Source organism: Curtobacterium sp. MCBD17_030 (genome assembly GCF_003224255.1).
Lineage (GTDB): Bacteria > Actinomycetota > Actinomycetes > Actinomycetales > Microbacteriaceae > Curtobacterium.
Genome location: NZ_QKLI01000009.1, coordinates 1 through 17,280 on the forward strand (window position 1 = coordinate 1; position 17,280 = coordinate 17,280).

Annotated in this window: 19 protein-coding genes and 1 pseudogene; 6 read left to right on the forward strand and 14 right to left on the reverse strand. The window is 72.4% G+C overall.

Going from position 1 to position 17,280, the window contains the following annotated elements; translation table 11 throughout:
- The coding region (locus DEI89_RS17665) for a hypothetical protein (RefSeq protein WP_181421574.1) at window positions 1-527 on the forward strand (527 nt) is incomplete at its 5' end.
- 239 nt (window positions 528-766) lie between these two features.
- Here DEI89_RS17665 and DEI89_RS09590 read toward each other — a convergent pair.
- The 3 genes from DEI89_RS09590 to DEI89_RS09600 all read right to left on the reverse strand — a co-directional run bounded on the left by DEI89_RS09590 (window position 767) and on the right by DEI89_RS09600 (window position 3,242).
- Window positions 767-1,618, reverse strand: a complete 852-nt coding sequence (locus tag DEI89_RS09590) for a LamG domain-containing protein (RefSeq protein ID WP_110903831.1) — start codon at window positions 1,616-1,618, stop codon at window positions 767-769.
- Window positions 1,615-2,499, reverse strand: a complete 885-nt coding sequence (locus DEI89_RS09595) for a S26 family signal peptidase (RefSeq protein WP_110903832.1) — start codon at window positions 2,497-2,499, stop codon at window positions 1,615-1,617. Before DEI89_RS09595 ends, DEI89_RS09590 begins: the two co-directional genes overlap by 4 nt.
- A gap of 95 nt (window positions 2,500-2,594) precedes the next feature.
- Window positions 2,595-3,242, reverse strand: coding sequence for a hypothetical protein (locus DEI89_RS09600; protein ID WP_110903833.1), 648 nt, complete (start codon window positions 3,240-3,242; stop codon window positions 2,595-2,597).
- Between the two features lie 197 nt (window positions 3,243-3,439).
- Here DEI89_RS09600 and DEI89_RS09605 point away from each other — a divergent pair, with 197 nt between their 5' ends.
- On the forward strand, window positions 3,440-3,907 hold the full coding sequence (locus DEI89_RS09605) for a MarR family transcriptional regulator (protein WP_309146518.1): 468 nt from the start codon (window positions 3,440-3,442) through the stop codon (window positions 3,905-3,907).
- Between the two features lie 219 nt (window positions 3,908-4,126).
- On the opposite strand, the gene DEI89_RS09615 is transcribed toward DEI89_RS09605, so the two are convergent.
- The 5 genes from DEI89_RS09615 to DEI89_RS09635 all read right to left on the reverse strand — a co-directional run bounded on the left by DEI89_RS09615 (window position 4,127) and on the right by DEI89_RS09635 (window position 9,210).
- The gene (locus DEI89_RS09615) at window positions 4,127-5,152 is read right to left on the reverse strand and encodes an NAD-dependent epimerase/dehydratase family protein (RefSeq protein ID WP_110903835.1); all 1,026 of its coding nucleotides are present in this window, start codon (window positions 5,150-5,152) and stop codon (window positions 4,127-4,129) included.
- A complete protein-coding gene (locus DEI89_RS09620; protein WP_110903943.1) occupies window positions 5,149-6,354 on the reverse strand; it encodes a zinc-dependent alcohol dehydrogenase in 1,206 nt (401 codons plus the stop codon). The genes DEI89_RS09615 and DEI89_RS09620 overlap by 4 nt, the downstream gene beginning before the upstream one ends.
- Window positions 6,355-6,455: 101 nt before the next feature.
- Complete coding sequence (locus tag DEI89_RS09625; protein ID WP_110903836.1) at window positions 6,456-7,286, reverse strand: cytochrome c oxidase assembly protein; 831 nt, start codon at window positions 7,284-7,286, stop codon at window positions 6,456-6,458.
- Window positions 7,287-7,365: 79 nt separating this feature from the next.
- The gene (locus DEI89_RS09630; RefSeq protein WP_146236732.1) at window positions 7,366-8,007 is read right to left on the reverse strand and encodes a DNA alkylation repair protein; all 642 of its coding nucleotides are present in this window, start codon (window positions 8,005-8,007) and stop codon (window positions 7,366-7,368) included.
- Window positions 8,008-8,049: 42 nt separating this feature from the next.
- The gene (locus tag DEI89_RS09635; RefSeq protein WP_110903838.1) at window positions 8,050-9,210 is read right to left on the reverse strand and encodes a peptidoglycan DD-metalloendopeptidase family protein; all 1,161 of its coding nucleotides are present in this window, start codon (window positions 9,208-9,210) and stop codon (window positions 8,050-8,052) included.
- Window positions 9,211-9,489: 279 nt separating this feature from the next.
- Between DEI89_RS09635 and DEI89_RS09640 the strand changes: the two are divergent.
- Both DEI89_RS09640 and DEI89_RS09645 read left to right on the forward strand, forming a co-directional pair.
- Window positions 9,490-11,306 (forward strand): annotated as a pseudogene (locus tag DEI89_RS09640) (gamma-glutamyltransferase family protein).
- A gap of 213 nt (window positions 11,307-11,519) precedes the next feature.
- Window positions 11,520-11,960, forward strand: a complete 441-nt coding sequence (locus tag DEI89_RS09645; RefSeq protein ID WP_110903839.1) for an OsmC family peroxiredoxin — start codon at window positions 11,520-11,522, stop codon at window positions 11,958-11,960.
- Window positions 11,961-12,141: 181 nt separating this feature from the next.
- Here DEI89_RS09645 and DEI89_RS09650 read toward each other — a convergent pair whose 3' ends face one another.
- Window positions 12,142-12,336 (reverse strand): DUF2795 domain-containing protein, encoded by a 195-nt coding sequence (locus tag DEI89_RS09650; RefSeq protein WP_110903840.1) that lies wholly within the window; start codon window positions 12,334-12,336, stop codon window positions 12,142-12,144.
- Between the two features lie 110 nt (window positions 12,337-12,446).
- Window positions 12,447-13,139 carry a TetR/AcrR family transcriptional regulator gene (locus DEI89_RS09655; RefSeq protein ID WP_110903841.1) on the reverse strand — a complete coding sequence of 231 codons (693 nt, stop codon included), beginning with the start codon at window positions 13,137-13,139 and terminating at the stop codon, window positions 12,447-12,449.
- A gap of 203 nt (window positions 13,140-13,342) precedes the next feature.
- Here DEI89_RS09655 and DEI89_RS09660 point away from each other — a divergent pair, with 203 nt between their 5' ends.
- A complete protein-coding gene (locus DEI89_RS09660; RefSeq protein WP_110903842.1) occupies window positions 13,343-13,663 on the forward strand; it encodes a hypothetical protein in 321 nt (106 codons plus the stop codon).
- 108 nt (window positions 13,664-13,771) lie between these two features.
- Here DEI89_RS09660 and DEI89_RS09665 read toward each other — a convergent pair whose 3' ends face one another.
- The gene (locus DEI89_RS09665) at window positions 13,772-14,683 is read right to left on the reverse strand and encodes a glucose 1-dehydrogenase (protein ID WP_110903843.1); all 912 of its coding nucleotides are present in this window, start codon (window positions 14,681-14,683) and stop codon (window positions 13,772-13,774) included.
- Window positions 14,684-14,782: 99 nt separating this feature from the next.
- Entirely contained in the window at window positions 14,783-14,989 is a 207-nt protein-coding gene (locus DEI89_RS17355) for a hypothetical protein (RefSeq protein WP_146236733.1), read from the reverse strand.
- A gap of 136 nt (window positions 14,990-15,125) precedes the next feature.
- Between DEI89_RS17355 and DEI89_RS09670 the strand changes: the two genes are divergently transcribed.
- Complete coding sequence (locus DEI89_RS09670) at window positions 15,126-15,869, forward strand: hypothetical protein (RefSeq protein WP_146236734.1); 744 nt, start codon at window positions 15,126-15,128, stop codon at window positions 15,867-15,869.
- 3 nt (window positions 15,870-15,872) lie between these two features.
- Here DEI89_RS09670 and DEI89_RS09675 read toward each other — a convergent pair whose 3' ends face one another.
- Complete coding sequence (locus DEI89_RS09675) at window positions 15,873-16,655, reverse strand: endonuclease/exonuclease/phosphatase family protein (RefSeq protein ID WP_110903845.1); 783 nt, start codon at window positions 16,653-16,655, stop codon at window positions 15,873-15,875.
- A complete protein-coding gene (locus DEI89_RS09680; protein ID WP_181421576.1) occupies window positions 16,652-17,266 on the reverse strand; it encodes a sigma-70 family RNA polymerase sigma factor in 615 nt (204 codons plus the stop codon). Before DEI89_RS09680 ends, DEI89_RS09675 begins: the two co-directional genes overlap by 4 nt.
- Between the last annotated feature and the right edge of the window lie 14 nt (window positions 17,267-17,280).

Genomic DNA, 17,280 nt, shown 5'->3' on the forward strand with positions numbered 1-17,280 from the left:
GCGTCCACGTCCTGGAGCCGGTGCAGGCGCAGCACCCCGGCGTGGTCTGGGTCCGGGAAGAGCAGCACCTCACCCGCCCCCGCGCCCGCGCCCGCGCCCGGACCGTCGTGGTCGCGGCGACGGTGTGCGCCGTCGTCGGGGTCGCGCTGCCCGCACCCGCAGCGGCAGCGGCCTTCGCAGCGGCCACGACCACCGGGACCAGCTCGATCACCACCGCGGTCGCCACCCCGGTGACCGGGCTCACCTGCGTGAACGTCGGCAACGCCGCGGTCGACGTGGGGTGGGCCTACTCCGGGGTCGCACCCGAACGCTTCACGGTCCTGGTCGACGGGGCCGCGAGCGGGATCAGCACCGCGGCCCGCGCGCGGGACGTCACGCTCGGCGCATCGGACTTCTTCGTCTGGAAGACTTCGACCATCAGCGTGCGCACCGACCTCACCGACACGTGGACGGCCACGTCGTCGTCCACCGTGCGGATCACCACGATCCGCCTGTTCGGACTCGGCCGCACCTCCTGCGCCCGCTGACCGCACGGACCATCGGCGGTCGGCGACGGCATCCGCCGTGTCCGGCCCACCTCAGGTACCGGTGCGGTCCTGCGGCGGCCGGGATCCGCGTTCGACGCCACGAGTGCGCCGCCGCCGTCCCGGGGATGCCGGTCGTGGCGGAGGTCATGGGAACGACGCGGTGCCGGTCGTCGTCGTGGCAGCCGGGAGCGCGGGTTCCCAGGGGTCCCGAACACCGGCAGATCCGTCAGTGAGTCGACTCAGCGCCCGGCGTTGTAGTGGCCCGTGACCTGCGTGGCGGAGAGCACCGAGCTGTACACGGCAGCGAACCGCATCGAGCCGGCGAAGTAGTAGTTGCCGGCACCCGGCCACCCGGTGATCGTGTCGTAGCCGACGCGGAAGTACCCGCTCGCGTTCTCCGGGGCGGTGAAGGCAGCGTTCGAGGCCACCAGGGCCCCGTCGGCGTACAGCCGCATCCCGGTCGTGGCCGACATCGTGGCGACGACGTGGTGCCATGCGCCGTCGCTGTAGGCCTTGGGCGACGTGACGACCTGCGTGGTGTTGTTGTACGAGCCGAAGACGAGCTGCCCGCTGGTGTTGAGGTACACCTGGCGGTCGTGCTGCCCGGAGGCGGCGACCTGGTTGCTGCCGAAGCCGATGAGCAGTCCGCCGGCGACGGTGGTGCGGAACCACACCTCTTCGCTGAAGGTGGTCGGGTTGCGGTACATCGTCGGAGTGGAGACGAAGCTGGTCGACCCGTCCAGGACGTACGCGCCGCCGGCGTCGCGAGGGCAGGCCTTCGGGGTCGCCGTCGTCGAGGCCATCGATCCCTGGTAGGTGCCGTTCGCGCCCTTGCCGGAGTCGTCGACGGCGGTCTTCGCGCCGGCGGCCTCGGCGAGCTGGTAGGTGAACAGGGCGTTGGCGTTCTCCGCGTCGACGGCACTCGCGCAGGTGAAGTAGCTGGCGGTGCCGGCACTGTTGGACCCGTTGGTCACCTTCGCGGTGAACGCGGACCGGGTCGGCGCGAACTGGTTGAGCACGATGACGACGGCCAGGGCGACGACCAGCAGGACGGCGACGACCTTGCCGTCACGGAGTCGGTGCAGGTTCACGCGGCACGCACCGTCTCGACGCGGCCGATCGCCAGGCAGAACAGCAGCGGCAGCAGGCAGGCGGCGATGAGCGCGGCCCAGCCGATCGGGTCGAGGTCGATGTTCGACATGAGCTGGTACTGCCCGTTGTGGGTGAGCTCGTGGATGGTGATGCGGCCCACTTCGCCGTCGACCAGGTGCACGGTGTTGCCGCCGACCGCGTCGATGCGGACGGGGAACATGCCCGAGGACACCACGGTCGCCTCGACGCTGCCCTTCGCCGACGTGTTCGAGATCGTCGTGACGTTGACGAACGGCTTGAGCACGAACGCCGCGTACGAGACGGTGAGGGAGCTGCCGGCGATGCGCAGGCTGCCGCGGGTGACCCGGTCGGTGAAGACGCTGGTCAGGGCCCAGATGAGGAGCGTGCCGACCAGGAGGATCGGGGCGGCCCGGAAGAGCCAGCCCAGGTGCGGGACGAGCAGGACCGGGGCGCCGACCAGGTTCTCCTGCGTGAGCGTCCACGGGTCCTGAGCGCCGTTGACGTCGCCGCGGGCGTGGATGCCGCCGTCGGGGTCGATCGCGACGATGCGGTGCGTGTAGGTGACGTCGGGGTTCGCGGCAGTCCGGTAGGACACGATGTCGCCGACCCGGAGGGACGACGCCTGCACCGGCATGTCGAGGACGAGCGTGCCGACCGGGGCGGCTTCACCCATCGACGGGGTCTCGACGACGAACCAGCGGCCGCCGTTGGTGAGGAACAGGACCGCGGCGGTGAGGAGGAGCGCCGCGATCGCGGCGACCGACCAGGCGAGGACGGTCTCGGAGCGGCTGACCGCACGTCCGCCGAGGAGCGGCCGCGGGAGGGTCCCGCTGAGCGGGATGGCCGAGGTGAGGCTCATGTGCTGCTCCGTCCTGGTCGGTGGTGGTCAAGGGGAATGGCGACGCTCGACCGTAGGGGGGTCGGTCGAGCGTCGCCGGTCTGAGGTTGGTCGGATCAGGCGGTGAAGGTCCAGGTCATCGGCACCGAGGCGGCGAGGCCCTGGTAGGTGTTGCCGGCCGAGGAGTCGAGGGTGACCGCGAAGTTGAAGGGGACGCTCGCACCGGCGGCGGGAGCGGTGGGCAGCGTGATCGCGGCGCCGCCCTTGAAGCTGGCGAGGGTGCCGGAGAAGACGGTGGTGGAGCCGGAGGTGACCACGAGGTTCATCTTCGCGCAGAGGTCGGTCGCGGTGCCGTTCGACGTGCCGTTGGCGCTCTGCGTGCAGGTGGCGCCCGGGGTCAGCGTGAAGGTGCTGGCGGCGGCGGTACCGGTGTTCTTGATGGTGATCGGGGTGTTGACCGTGTTGCCCGGGGTCATCGTCGTGCTGCCACCGAACTTGTTGATGGTCGAGCAGGTCGCGGCGTTGGTCGAGACCGAGCCGCCGTCGGTGCTGAGGCAGGTGACGGACGCGTTGGCGTTCTGCTCCTGCATGATCAACGTGCCGCTGGCGGCGGTGTTGCTGCTGTTGGTGATGCTCGCGGCGAACCCGGAGAGGGTGCCGGTGAGCGAGAGGGAGAGGAGCACGGCGGCGAAGATGCCCGCGAGGAGCGCCACGGGTGCGAAACGGATGCGCTTCAGCGGGGAGGTGCGGAGCTGGTTGGACACGGGGTACCTCGATGTTCGTGGATGGTCTCTTTCGCAATCTCCGTTCGGCCGATTGCTCAATGATTAAGATAGTCATCGGTTCAACAACATGGAACCGCCGCAAGGCCCCCAGAGCGGGGGACACCGCGGACGGGAGGCGCATCGACGCCCGGCGCACCGGTAATCTCCCGCAACGAGAGAGATCTGGAGACCAGCCCGTGAGTGAGCAGGACGAGCACGACGCGACGGACCTGACGGCCGCGTTCGACGCCGTCGTCCGCGCCAACGCGAGCCTGGTCGCGCAGCTCAGCGCCCGCGCCGGCGTGCACGAGAGTGGTCTCCGCGCCCTCGTGCTCATCAGTGACACCGGCTACTCCACCCCCACCGAGGTCGCCGGGTTCCTCGGGTTGACCTCAGGCGCGGTGACGAACATGGTCGACCGGCTGTCCGCCGCAGGGCTGCTCGAGCGCACACCGAACCCGTCCGACCGGCGCGGGTCGCTGCTGCGTCTGCGGCCCGCCGGCGAGGACGTCGTCGCGGACTACCGGGAGCGCTACGCCGCCATGCTGCGCGCGGTCGACTCCGGCCACCGCGGGGACCTGCACGCGGTCCTCAACGACCTGGCGACCGGCCTGTTCCAGCAGGCCGCGACCGCCGACCCGGCGACACCGGCCTCCGCGAGCTGAACGAACGACGCCTGCGCCAGCAGGGCCTGGTTCGACCCCGCGCGGGTGTTCGCGCCCGGGTCGGCGCTGTCGCCGGTGGAGCACGTGGCGACGACCTTGCCGTTGACGATGAGCGGCCCGCCCGAGTCGCCGTGGTTCGAGGCCCCCGAGACGCCCGTCACGTGCTGGGCCCGGCCTCCGAACGCGTCGGTGCTCGCCTCGGTCAGGGACACGGACGCCTCAGCCCCGCAACGGCGGCGACGCCGCCACACCGTGCTCGTCCGCGAACCCGGCCACCAGGTCACGCATCGCGTCCTCGGCACTGTGCCGTGCCTCCCAACCGAGCACCTCGCGCGCCCGGTCGGTGCGCATGATCGGCACGCCGGCCGCGATGTCCACCCAGCCGGCATCGGTGGGCTGCAGGCGCAGCCGCCAGGTCAGCGTGACGAGCCCGCGGACCAGGCCGAGTGGCACGCGGACCGCTCCGAGCATCCCGAACACCCGCGCCATCCGCGGCGGAGTGAGCACGGGTGTGGCGGCGATGTTGAACGCTCCCCGGGCCTTCCGGTCGATCGCCCGCCAGTACGCGTCGGCGAGGTCGTCGGCATGGACGGCCTGGAACACGAACGGGTACGGCAGCGGCAGCACGGCCCAGCGGATCCAGCGGACGATCCGCATCGGCACGAGGTGCCCGAGGAAGAGGCCACGGATCTCGGCTGCGGCGTCGCGCTGGAACACCAGGCCGGGACGCAGTCGGGTCACGACGACGTCCGGGTGCTCGCGCTCGAAGACGTCCATCGCGCGCTCGTTCTCGGCCTTGTGGATCGAGTAGGTGGCGGTCGGGATGCCGTCGGCGGGCCAGGTCTCGTCCACCGGGGTGCGCTTGCCGTCGGCGTCGACCCCGCGGTAGGCGCCGACCGAGGACGCGACGACGACCTGCGGCACGCCCGCGGCCGCGACGGCGGCCAGGACGTTCGCGGTGCCGGTCACGTCGGTGCGGTGCTGGGCCGGGATGTCGTGCGTCGGCTGCAGCGCCCACGCCAGGTGGACGACGGCGTCGGCGCCGCGGAAGACCGCCGTCAGCCGGTCGATCGCGTCCGGGGCGCCGACGTCGACGGTGTGCCAGAGCGCGCTGTCGTACGGCTGGGCGCGCAGGTCCGGCCGTCGGCGCGCGACCCCGACGACGTCGGCGCCGGCGTCCCGGAAGCGGCGGAGCAGCGCGGTCCCGACGTTCCCGGTGGCGCCGACGACGACGATCCTGGTCATGCCGCGGCCGGGGTACCTGCGGGCAGTGCGGGGTCGAGGACGACCTTGATGCAGTCGTCCTCCTTCTTCTGGAAGACCTCGTACATGTGCGGGGCGTCCTCGAGCGAGACCCGGTGGGTCGTCAGGTCGAGGGTGCCGAGCGGGTCGGACGGGTCCTCGACGAGCGGCATGATGTCGTCGATCCAACGCTTCACGTTGCACTGGCCTTCGCGGATGGTGATCTGCTTGTCGAACAGCGTCATCATCGGCATCGGATCGGCCATGCCGCCGTAGACACCGCTCAGCGAGACGGTGCCGCCGCGACGGACCAGGTCGATCGCGGTGTGCACGGCGTCCAGGCGGTCGACACCGGCGGTCTCGATGGCCTTCTGCGCGAGCTTGTCGGGCAGCAGGCCGGCGGCGCGCTGGGCGAACCCGGCGACGGGGTTGCCGTGCGCCTCCATGCCGACTCCGTCGACGACGGCGTCCGGGCCACGGCCGTCGGTCAGGTCGACGAGCTCGGCGACGAGGTCCTTCGACAGGTCGAACGTCTCGATGTCGTACTTCGCCGCGAGGTCACGACGGACCTGCTCCGGCTCGACGGCGAGCACGCGGTAGCCCAGGTGCTTGCCGATGCGGGCGGCGAACTGCCCCACCGGGCCGAGTCCGAGGACCGCGAGCGTGCCGCCCTCGGGGACGTCGGCGTACTGCACGGCCTGCCACGCGGTCGGCAGGATGTCGCTCAGGAACAGCCACTGGTCGTCGGCACCGGTGTCGGGCACCTTGATGGGACCGTAGTCGGCGTGCGGCACACGCAGGTACTCGGCCTGACCACCGGGGACCTGGCCGTACATCTTGGTGTAGCCGAAGAGGGCGGCTCCGCTGCCGTACGCGGTCACCTGGGTGGTCTCGCACTGGGACTGCAGCCCACGCTGGCACATGTAGCAGTGCCCGCAGGAGATGTTGAAGGGGACGACGACACGGTCGCCGACCGCGAGGTTCGTGACGGCCGAGCCGACCTCCTCCACGATTCCCATCGGCTCGTGGCCGAGGACGTCACCCTTGTCGATGTACGGGCCGAGGACGCGGTACAGGTGCAGGTCGGAGCCGCAGATCGCCGTGGAGGTGATCCGGACGATCGCGTCCGTCGGCTCCTGGATGGTCGGGTCGGGAACGGTCTCGAGGGACACCTTCTCGGTGCCCTGCCAGGTCAGTGCGCGCATGCGTGCGCTCCTCTCGTCGCGGTCGCGGCCGGACGGGAGGCCCGGCACGCGTCGTCCCATCGGTACGCCTCCGCCTCGCGGAGCCTCCCAGCGTGGGCCGGTCAGCGCACCGGGTCGGAGGCGACGGGTGCGGCGGGCGCGGGGCGCGCCTCCCGGACGTCTGCGGCCACCTGGTCGTCGCGTGCGGTGCGCTCGTCGCGGGCACGCTCCCCGGCGACCACGACACCGAGCGCGACGGCGTACAGCACCGCACCGATCCAGAGTGCTGCCGAGGCGGACGGCACCTGGTCGGCGGGGATGTCCGGCACCCCGGCCGCGGCCATCAGCGCGGACTCGGCGCAGAGCACGGCGGTCGAGAGCACCAGGACGGTCACCCGCAGCCAGCGCGGGCTGCGACGGATGCCGGCCGAGACTCCGACCACGCTCGCGGTCAGGAGCAGTCCGGCGAGCAGGAACCCGATCATCACGACCGAGTGCAGGGCCGGGTCGCGGGTCGAGTCGGCCGCAGTGGTGCCGGTGTAGAGCAGCCAGGACCCGCCGACGGCCAGGACCGCGGCGACCACCGGGAACGCGAGTGCCCGCGTCAGCGGGTTGCCGGCCAGGCGACCGAGGCGCTGCAGCGGGACGGGTTCGAGCGTGCGGCGGGCGAGTGTCACCGGCGAGCCGAGGACCAGCAGCACCGGGGCGACCATGCCGATGACGACGTGGCCGAGGACGTGTGTGGTGAGGTCGTGCCCACCGGCGTGGCCGAGCGGCCCGACGAGCACCGCGGCGACGGCCAGCAGTCCGGCGATCCAGGAGACCGTCCGTGCCGGGGGCCAGGCGGCGTGCCCGCGGCGCCGCTGTCCGGACGACCCGACGATGTACACCGCACCCGCCACGGTGAGGGCGATGAGGGTGAAGGTCCCGAGCGTGCCGCCGTGAGAGTGCACTGATGAGCTCCTGTCGTCGTCCGACCATCCTGTCGGAGACCGGTACGCGGTGTTCGGCGCGACGGGGTCCCGCGACTGGTCAGCCGCGCAATCGGTCCCGTTCTCCCGGCGGCAGGTGTTCGGTCGCGGTCTCGAGGGCCGCGCGGCTGAGGAACCGGCCCTGCCGCTCGAGGAACGCGACGAGCTCGACCTCGGACGCCCGCTTGCCGACCTCGCGCAGCACCCGGCCGAGGGCCGACTGCACGACGTCGCCGCGCTCCCGGACGAGGCGACCGACCACGGCGAGCGGGACCTCGGCGTCGCCCTGCTTCGCGAACGCCAGGGTCGCCACGACCGCGGCCCGACGGACGAGCGCCACGTCGGACTTCGCGAGGGCGAACAGCGGCCCGGTCGAGCCGCCGAGCAGCGGGGTGCCGACCAGGTCCTCGGCGGCCAGGTCGACCAGTACCGGGTCGTCGAGCCGCTCGGCCCGCAGCGCGGACAGGTACTCGTCGGTCAGGTCCGGATCCGGGCCGCGGTGCTCGGCCTGCCGCTCGCGGGCGGCCTGCAGGAGCAGCACCACGGCGACGAGGCGGCCGCCCGGGTCCTCGCTCCAGAGCAGCGCCGACCGCTCCCCCGGGTCCAGGTCCGCGAAGCGTCGGGCGACCCGGCGTGCGGCGCCGACGTCCCCCGGCGTCCGGGCGAACGCGACGAGGACGTCCTCGGCGGTGGGACGTGACATCCCCTCCACCCTACGGCCGGGGTGCGGCACGCCGGCCGGTCGTCAGCGGAACGCGAGGATCGTCAGCGGGTCCTTGAGCGTCCCGTTGACCCGGGTCTCGACGTGCACGTGTGGGCCGGTGGACTGCCCGGTGTTGCCGGACTTGCCGAGCTGTGTGCTCAGCGAGACGACCTGGTCCTTGCTGACCGCGATCGAGCTCATGTGCGCCGTCAGCACCGTGGTCAGGCCGTAGGTCACGACGACGTAGTTGCCGTAGCTGGCGTTGTTGCGGACCACCGTCGTCACCCGCCCGGTCCCCGAGGCGTACACCGGGGTACCGATCTTCACCGGCGAGTCGGTGCCCTGGTGGTAGCGCGGCACGTGGCCTGCGCCGCGGTCGTCGCCGTAGCGACCGGTGATCGTCGTGCCGGCGACCGGCCACTGCAGTCCGGTGACCTTCTTCGTCGACCAGGAACGGGTGTCCGCCTTCCCGTAGAGGACGACGTTGCCGTCGAGCTGCACCAGCAGCGCTCCGCCGCCCTTGCGCGAGGTGTTCGAGGCCCAGAGCGCCGTCCCGCCGCCCTTCGGGTAGACGACGAGGTTGCCGTCGGTCTGCACCGCGGCGGTCGCGCCGGGGTGCCGGAAGGTCTTCGACGACCAGGCCGCGGCGCCGTTCACGTACTGGACGAGGTTGCCGTCGGTCTGCATCGTGAAGGTCTGGTCACGACCGGCACCGGAGCGCAGCACCGTGCCGGGCAGGATCGTCGTCCCGGCCGGCACCCGGTTCTGGAACGTCTGCAGCTTCCAGGTGGTCGCGTTCGCCGTGTTCAGCAGGAGGAGGGTGCCGTCGCCGTTCACGCCCAGGCTCTTCGTCGGGGAGCTCTTCGGGCCCCACTGCGCCAGCAGCTTGCCGTTCTTGATGATCGACAGCGGTCCCTCCTTCTGGACGACCGCGGCGGCGCCGGACTGGTTCGAGGTGTTCGACGCCCAGAGCACCACGTTCCCGATGCCGTACTCGACGAGGTTGCCGTCACCCTGCATGACCAGGCGGAACTGCCCGTTCGGCGAGGTCACCTGGTCGCCGGCCCGGAGCCAGGTGCCCGCCGGGGCGGTGCCGGTGTAGGTGGTCGCTGCGTGCGCCGGTGCGGCGACCGCGACGAGTCCCGCGGCCGCGATCGCGACAGCGGTGACGGCCGCGGCGAAGCGTGCTCGTGCCCTGATCATGTGGTGGTCGTCCCTGCTCGTGGTGAGGCCCACCGCGGGCGGCCGAGCGCCAGCGCGGTGCGTGTCCGGTGTCGAGGCGTCCCTGTACGACTCGACGGTCAAGGTTCGCAGGCGGAACCGATCAGGGCCATCCCCCGGTCCGGGGGCGTTGCGCGACGCGTGTCCGTGTGCTCGCGGCGTTCCGGGGACAGGATGGGACCCATGCCCGCTCAGCCGAACCCCGCCTTCGTCCGTCCGGGCGCGGAACGCACCCGTCCGGACCTGCAGGGCACGTTCGGGATGACGGCCTCGACGCACTGGCTCGCCACGGCGTCCGCCCAGTCGGTCCTGGAGCGCGGCGGCAACGCCTTCGACGCGGTGGTCGCGGGCGCGTTCGTCCTGCACGTGGTCGAGCCACACCTCAACGGCCCGGGCGGGGACCTGACCGCGGTGTACGCGACCGCGGAGGACCCGACCCCCGTGGTCCTCGTCGGCCAGGGTCCGGCTCCGGCCGGGGCGACCCCGGAGCACTTCCGCACCGAGGGGCTCGACCTGGTCCCCGGCGCCGGCGCCCTCGCCGCGGCCGTGCCGGGAGCGGTCGACGCCTGGCTCCTGCTGCTCCGCGACCACGGCACCTGGGAGCTCGCGGACGTGCTCGCCCCCGCCACCGGCTACGCCCGCGACGGCCACCCGGTGAGCGCCGGCGTGGTCCGCACGATCACGGCGGTCGCGGACCTGTTCCGCGACCACTGGCCCACCTCCGCCGAGCGGTGGCTGACGGGAGGCGCGCCTCCCGTCACCGGGGACCTGGTGCGGAACGAGGCGCTCGCCTCGGTGTTCGACCGGCTGGTCGCGGCCGGCGCGGACACGGACGGCAGCGGGGCGGACGGTGGACGGGCCTCCCGGATCGACGCCGCCCGCCGGGAGTGGGCCGAGGGGTTCGTCGCGACGACGATCGACGCCTTCGTCCGGCAGCCGCACCGGCACTCGTCCGGCACCGACCACGCCGGCGTCCTCCGGGCCGGGGACCTGGCCGCGTTCCGGGCGACCACCGAACCGGCGACGACCGCGGAGTTCCGCGGCCACACCATCGCGAAGACCGGGCCGTGGGGGCAGGGGCCGGCGCTCCTGCAGACCCTGCGGATGCTCGAGCCGCTGGACGACGAGCGCCTGGACCCGTCGACCGAGCTCGGCGCCCACACGGTGGTCGAGGCGTTGAAGCTCGCCCTCGCCGACCGCGAGGCGTTCTACGGCGACGGCACGGTCCCGCTCGACGTCCTGCTCGCCGACGCCACCGTCGCTGCACGTCGGGCGCTCATCGCGGACACCGCCTCGGCCGAGTTCCGCCCGGGCGACGTGCCGGGCGTCGACCCGGTCCTGCCGCCGCTCCGCACCTCGTACGACGTGACCGGCGCGGCCGGGGTCGGGGAGCCCACCGTGCCCGGCGCCCGGCGTGGACCGGTCGACGCGCGCGCGGAGGTCCCGGTCGAGGACCGCGGCGAACCGTTCGTCGCGCCCGACGGCGACACCCGCGGTGACACCTGCCACATCGACGTCGTGGACCGCTGGGGCAACATCGTCAGCGCCACGCCCTCCGGCGGCTGGCTGCAGTCGTCGCCGACGATCCCCGAGCTCGGCTTCTGCCTGGGCACGCGGCTGCAGATGACCTGGCTCGAGGAGGGCACCGCGTCGACCCTGCGCCCCGGCGAGCGCCCGCGCACCACACTCACCCCGACGCTCGTCCTGCGCGACGGCGTGCCGGTCATGGCGCTCGGTTCCCCCGGCGGCACCAGCAGGACCAGTGGCAGCTGCTGTTCCTGCTCCGCTGGATCGTCGGCGGGTACACGCCGCAGCAGGCCATCGACGCCCCGGCCCTGCACACGACGTCGTTCCCGGGGTCGTTCTGGCCGCGGACGTGGGAGCCGGCGGGCCTGGTCGTCGAGGACCGGCTCGGCGACACGGTGATCGCCGGACTGGAGGCCCGTGGTCACGTCGTCACGCGCGCGGGCGACTGGAGCCTGGGCCGGCTCACGTGCGTCACCCGGGATCCGGAGACCGGGGTGGTCGGTGCGGCCGCGAACCCGCGAGGCGCGCAGGGGTACGCGGCGGGGCGCTGAGCGCGCTCGCGGTGCCGCCGGTCAGGCGGCCGCGACGGCTTCCGTGTCCGTGTCCGCGATGCGAAAGGGTGACTCCTGGGGCCGCGGTACCGGAGCGGCCGGGACCGCGAGCCTGCGTCTTCCCCGGGAACCGGTTGCGAGAACGATCGTTCTCCGATTGACTCGGCACCGAGGGTCGCACCCGGCCCACACACCCGAACGAAAGGAGCGGCCATGCCCACACGCACCGCACGCACCGCCTGGAACGGCGGCCTCAACGACGGTTCCGGCCAGGTCGAACTCTCCAGCTCGAAGGTCGGCACCTACGACGTGTCCTTCCCGAAGCGCGCCGCTGACGATGCCGGCGGCACGACCAGCCCCGAAGAGCTCATCGCCGCAGCGCACTCGTCCTGCTACGCCATGCAGTTCTCGGCGATCCTCGGCGAGGCCGGCGGCACCGTCGAGTCCCTCGACGTCAAGGCCGACGTCTCGCTCGGTCCGGACTCGGCCGGCGGCTTCAAGCTCACCGGCATCGTCCTCACCGTGCACGGCGAGGTCACCGGCATCGACGAGGCGACCTTCCTCAAGGCCGCCGACGAGGCCAAGGCGACCTGCCCGGTCAGCAAGGCCCTCACCGGTGTCGACATCGAACTGCACGCCACGTTCGAGCAGTAACACCGAGCCACGCGCTGACGGGAGGCTGCCCACCGGACCGGTGGGCAGCCTCCCGTCAGTCGTGCACAGGCACCAGGGCTGCGCACGAGGACGGCGGGCGACCGGCCTGGGTGAACCAGATCGTCACCCGACTCCGGCGGCGACCCGCGCGGCCGCAGCCGCCCCGCGCAGGAGACGGTTCCTAGCTCGCGTCCGAGACCGCGCTGGAAACGGCGGTCGGGGCGTCGTACTCGCCGTCCGGGATCGCACGGAGCGCCTCGAGCACGTCGTCGGGGGCGTTCTCCTTCTCGGCGGTCGACACGACGTCGTCCTTCGAGGCGGGGTAGTCGATGCCGCTCAGGTACTTCTGGATCTGGATGGGGTTCGGTGCTGCCACGATCGTTCCTTCCGTTGGGCTTCCCGGCGTACCCGGGCTCCCCTCGGCGACGACCCAGCGGATGCGGTCGGCGGCCAGCACGGACGGCACGAGCCGGCCCGCGCCTCCCGTCAGACCGACCAGGTCTCGTCGTCGGACCAGGACACGTCGCCCCAGGTCGACAGACGTCGCTGCGCGGTCGCCTCGTACCGTTCCATCCAGCCGCGCTCGAGACGGGCGACGGCACGGTCGAACGCCGCGACCAGGTCCAGGTCACTGCGCAGGAGGGCCTGCAGCTGCAGCCCCTCGTACAGTGCGATGAGCTGCTCGGCCCCGCGGCGGGGGTCCATGGTGTGCGGGGCGCGGCCGACCGCGATGTCGTGCTCCAACCCGCGCTTCACCTGCGAGAAGAACAGCTGGTACCGCGAGCGCAGGTACGTCGACATGGCGTGCTCGGGGTTGCCGGCGACGCTGAGCAGGGCGACGAGCAGGCGCATCAGGGCCGGGTCGTCCGCGTTCGAGGCGACGATCGCACGGAGCAGCTCGACCGTGCTGCCGTTGCCGACCTCGCGCGTGACCTCGTCCATCCGGGCACCGTTCCAGCGGTCGACCGCGGCCAGGACGAGTCCGTCCCACGACGGGAAGTGCTGCTGGAGCTCGTACGTCGAGACGTCCAGCCGCTCGGCGACGTGCTCGACGCGTGCCTCGTGGAAGGGCACGTCACGGAGCAGGTCGACCGTGGCACCCACGATCCTGATCCGCAGGTGCAGGGTGGCCGCAGCCGCAGCGGCAGCCACCGTGTCGGCGCTGGTGTCCTCGAGCATCGTGCCCTCCGTGTCCGGGACTCGCGGTCAGGTCGTGGCCGTCGCGTCCGGGGGTGCGGACGTCCTGTCCGCATGACGATCCTGGCGTAGATCACGGGTGACGCGCATCCCCGGTACGGGGGTCGGCAACATGGGGGACAAGCGACGGCGCTCAGCGGCCACTGCCTGGGCGTGTCCGATGCCGGGTGTGTGACGATGCCGGGATGTCTCCGAACGACTCCACCGCACAGGGCCTGGCCACCATGGCGTCCGCCGGGTTCGAGTTCGCGAGCACCCCGGAGCAGGTGGCGCACGACGTCCGCACCATGTGGGAGCACCTCGGTCGCCCCGAGGGTGCGTTCGAGGCCGCCGCCCAGGCGATCGCCGTCCTGCCGCAACGGCCCGAGGTCCCGGTTGCCCTGCAGGCCCGACGCCGGGAGTTCGAGCAGGCCGTCGGCATCAACCCCGTCGAGGTCGAGTTGGCCGCCGCCCTCGCGGCGCGCGAACTGCTCGAGTCGATGGCGCGCACCTGCGGGACGCGCTGACCGGACCGTACGACGGACGGGAGGCCCGTGGCTACGCAGCCACGGGCCTCCCGTCCGGTCCGGCGTCACCGCGTGGGTGCGCATCCGGCGTCACCGCCGGTGTGACGACTACGGCGTCGGCATGCCACCGTCGACGTGCAGCGTCTCGCCCACGACGAAGGACGACTCGCCGCTGGCGAGGAACACGTAGGCCGGCGCGAGCTCGGCGGGCTGGCCCCAGCGGCCGAGGTAGGTCTCCTCGCCCACCGACGGCAGGTCCTCGGCGGGCTGTCCGCCTGCCGGCTGCAGCGGCGTCCAGATCGGACCCGGTGCGACGGCGTTGACGCGGATGCCCTTCGGCGCGAGCTGTGCGGCGAGGCCCTTCGCGAGGTTGTTCACGGTCGCCTTCGTCGCGGCGTAGTGCACGAGGTTCGGCGACGGCGCGTAGGCCTGGATCGACGTCGTGTTGATGATCGTCGAGCCCGGCGCGAGGTGCGGCACGGCGGCCTTCGTGATGCGGAACGTCGCGTACACGTTGGTCTTGAAGGTCTCGTCGAACTCCTCGTCGGAGATGTCCGTGATCGCGTCGACGTTCTGCTGCTTGCCGGCGTTGTTCACCAGGATGTCGAGCCCGCCGAGCTGCTCCACCGCGGAGGCGACGAGCTCCTCGCAGAACGCGAGCGAGGTGATGTCACCCGGGAGCGCGACGGCCTTGCGACCCGCGGCCTCGATGAGGGCGATGATGCGGTCGGCGTCCTCCTGCTCCTCGGGGAGGTAGCCGATGGCGACGTCGGCACCCTCACGGGCGTAGGCGATGGCGACGGCCGCGCCGATGCCCGAGTCGCCGCCGGTGATGAGCGCCTTACGGCCCTCGAGGCGGCCGGAGCCCCGGTAGGTGTCCTCGCCGTGGTCGGCGGGGACGTTCTCCGCCATCTCGGCGTCGGTGCCGGCACCCTTGAGGTACTGCTCGTCCGGCTTCTTGTCGGCGTAGAGCTTCGTCGGGTCCTGCATGGTGTACTGGTCGATCCGCTGGTCCGTCATGCGTGCGACGCTACGCACCGGGTCACCCGCTGCCGTTCAGGGGGCCGTCCCCCGCCGCGCAGTCCGGCTGATGCTGCGTGGACCGGTCCGGACGACCGCTCAGACCGGTCGGTAGACCGCGATCGGCGGGGCGTCCTCGCCCTGGTCCTCGGCATCGCCGGTGCGGGCCCAGGTCCGGCCGTCGTGGTCGATCGTCGACGGCAGGTCGCCGTGGACGATCATCCGCACAGCCGGTTCGTCGCCGTCGATCAGGTCGACGCCGTGCGCCACGCTGTCTCCGCTACTGTCCACCACGTACTCCGCCATGGGGCCGACGCTACCCGGGGCGACCCCGTACCGGCCCCGGACCCGCGTTCCGGGAATGTCACGGTCCGGTGACGGTGCGGAACCGTTTCGGTAACACCTGTCGCCCGCTGCAGGAGGTGCGGCTACGGTCGAGCGAGTGACTCCCAGGACCGTGTTGACGATCAGCGCCGTGGCGCTCGCCCTCGTGGTGGGCAACGGCGCTGCGGTCGACCACTGGTCCGGCCAGGACGCCGACCGTGCCGCGGCCGCTGAGCCCAGTGGGTCGGCGACCCGCACGGCCGATCCAGTGCCCACGTGGCGCCCGGTGTCCGCCGCTGCCCTGAAGTCCGTCGACGCGGTCGAGCTCCGCGCCGAGTCGATCGTCCTCCGTGCCGACGACCGCACCGTCACCACCGTCTCCATGCGGGACGCCAAGCACACCGTCGGGGTACTCAACCGCATCCTCGGCACCCCCGCCCGGACGCAGACCGCCGTCGGCGACGCCGGCCGGTGCGTCCCGGCCAGCACGACCTCGACGTGGGGCGGTGCGATCCGCGTCGCCGCCCTGTCCCAGCCCGGCAGGGCCGGCAACCGGGTCGAGGTCCGGGTGCTCCGCGACCACGTCCGGTCCCGTCTCGGCGCCGTCATCGAGCTCTCCGGCCCGCACGGGGTCCGGGTCGGCGACGACGTCTCCCAGCAGATCGACGACGCGTCGAAGAGCGAGCGTGAGTCGCTCGGGTCGGACGACGCCCAGGCGTGGCAGCTGCTGCTCGAGCGCGGCTGGTCCGACGACGACGAACGCTCGGGCCACGGCGCCAACGGGGTCTCGGTCCTGACCGACGAATCCACCGTCACCGTGATCGGCTCGCCGATGCCGATCCGCCCCGCCCGCGGCTGCTGAGTCTCAGACCCGGATCGTCGCGATCACCGGGAAGTGGTCGCTCGCGAACCAGGTCTCCGGCCCGTCGTGGTCGATCTGCACCCGATCGACTCCGGCGACGTCACGCGTGAACACCCAGTCGATGCGCTCCTCGGTCGCCACCGGAGGCTGCCAGTCGTTGTAGGACGCCGTGTGGTCGTCCGGGTCCCCCGCCACCGTCCATGCGTCGGTGTACCCGGCGTCCGCGAACACCTGCGAGGCCGCACCGGACCCCGCCGGCTCGTTGCAGTCCCCCGCGAAGAGCACCGGACCGTCGACCACGGACAGTCGCTGCACGATGAGCGATGCGCTGAGTCGGCGGACCTCGTCGCCGTGCGGGCCCTGCTCGTGGTCCATGTGGGTCGTCAGCAGGGTGAAGGCAGGGCCCTCGGCATCGAGGAACCGCGCGTGGTTCGCGATCCGCGGGTACAGGCTGTCCCAGGTGTTCGAGACGGGCTCGTCGGGGGTGTCCGACAGCCAGAACGAGCCGGACTCGACGGGCCGGAACCGGTCGCGTCGGTAGAACACTGCGGCGTGCTCGCCCGCGGTGCCGCCCTCGCGCCCCTGGCCGACGGCGTCGTGGTCCGGCAGGCCCGCGCGGAGGGCGTCCATCTGGTGGTCGAAGGCCTCCTGCACGCAGAGCAGGTCAGGATCGTGACGGCGGATGACGTCGAGGACCACCGGCAGTCGGGCAGGCCAGTCGTGCACCGGGTCCGGGTTCTTGATGTTGTAGGTCATGAGGGTGATCGGGCGTGCGGTGCTGGTCACCCGTCGAACCTACCCGCGCGGCCCCCGGAGCCTCCGCTGCCTTCGCCTGCCGGACCGACCAGCGTCCGCCGGAGCGTCAGCACGCCGTCGCGGGCCCGGGACTTCGCCGTGCCGGTGGGGACGCCGAGCACCCGACCGAGCTCGGGCCCGGTCAGGTCGGCCAGGTAGCGGAGGGCCACCGCGTGGCGCTGTCGCTCCGGCAGCGCCTCGAGCGCCCGACGCAGGGCCATCCGGTCGAGCACCGACTCGGCGCGGTCGAGAGCACCGTGGTCGACGTCCTCGTGGTCGCGGATCCCCACGCGCCGGTCCCGGTCGCGGTCCGCCTGGGCCTTCCGGACCCGGTCGACCGCCCGCCGGGTCGCGATGGTCCGGATCCAGGCGATCGCCGGGTGTGCCGGGTCGTACCGCGGTGCGAGTCGCCAGACCTCGAGCATCACGTCCTGCGTGACGTCCTCGGCCAGCCAGTCGTCGCGCAGCTGCCGACGGACGACCTGCAGCACGAGCGGTCGGAACCGTTCGTCGATCCGGCGGAAGGCCTCCCGGTCCCCCGCGGCGACCCGCAGCAGCAGCGCGCGTTCCTCGTCCCGTCGTCGGCGCAACTCCTCGTCCACACCGTGCAATGTGA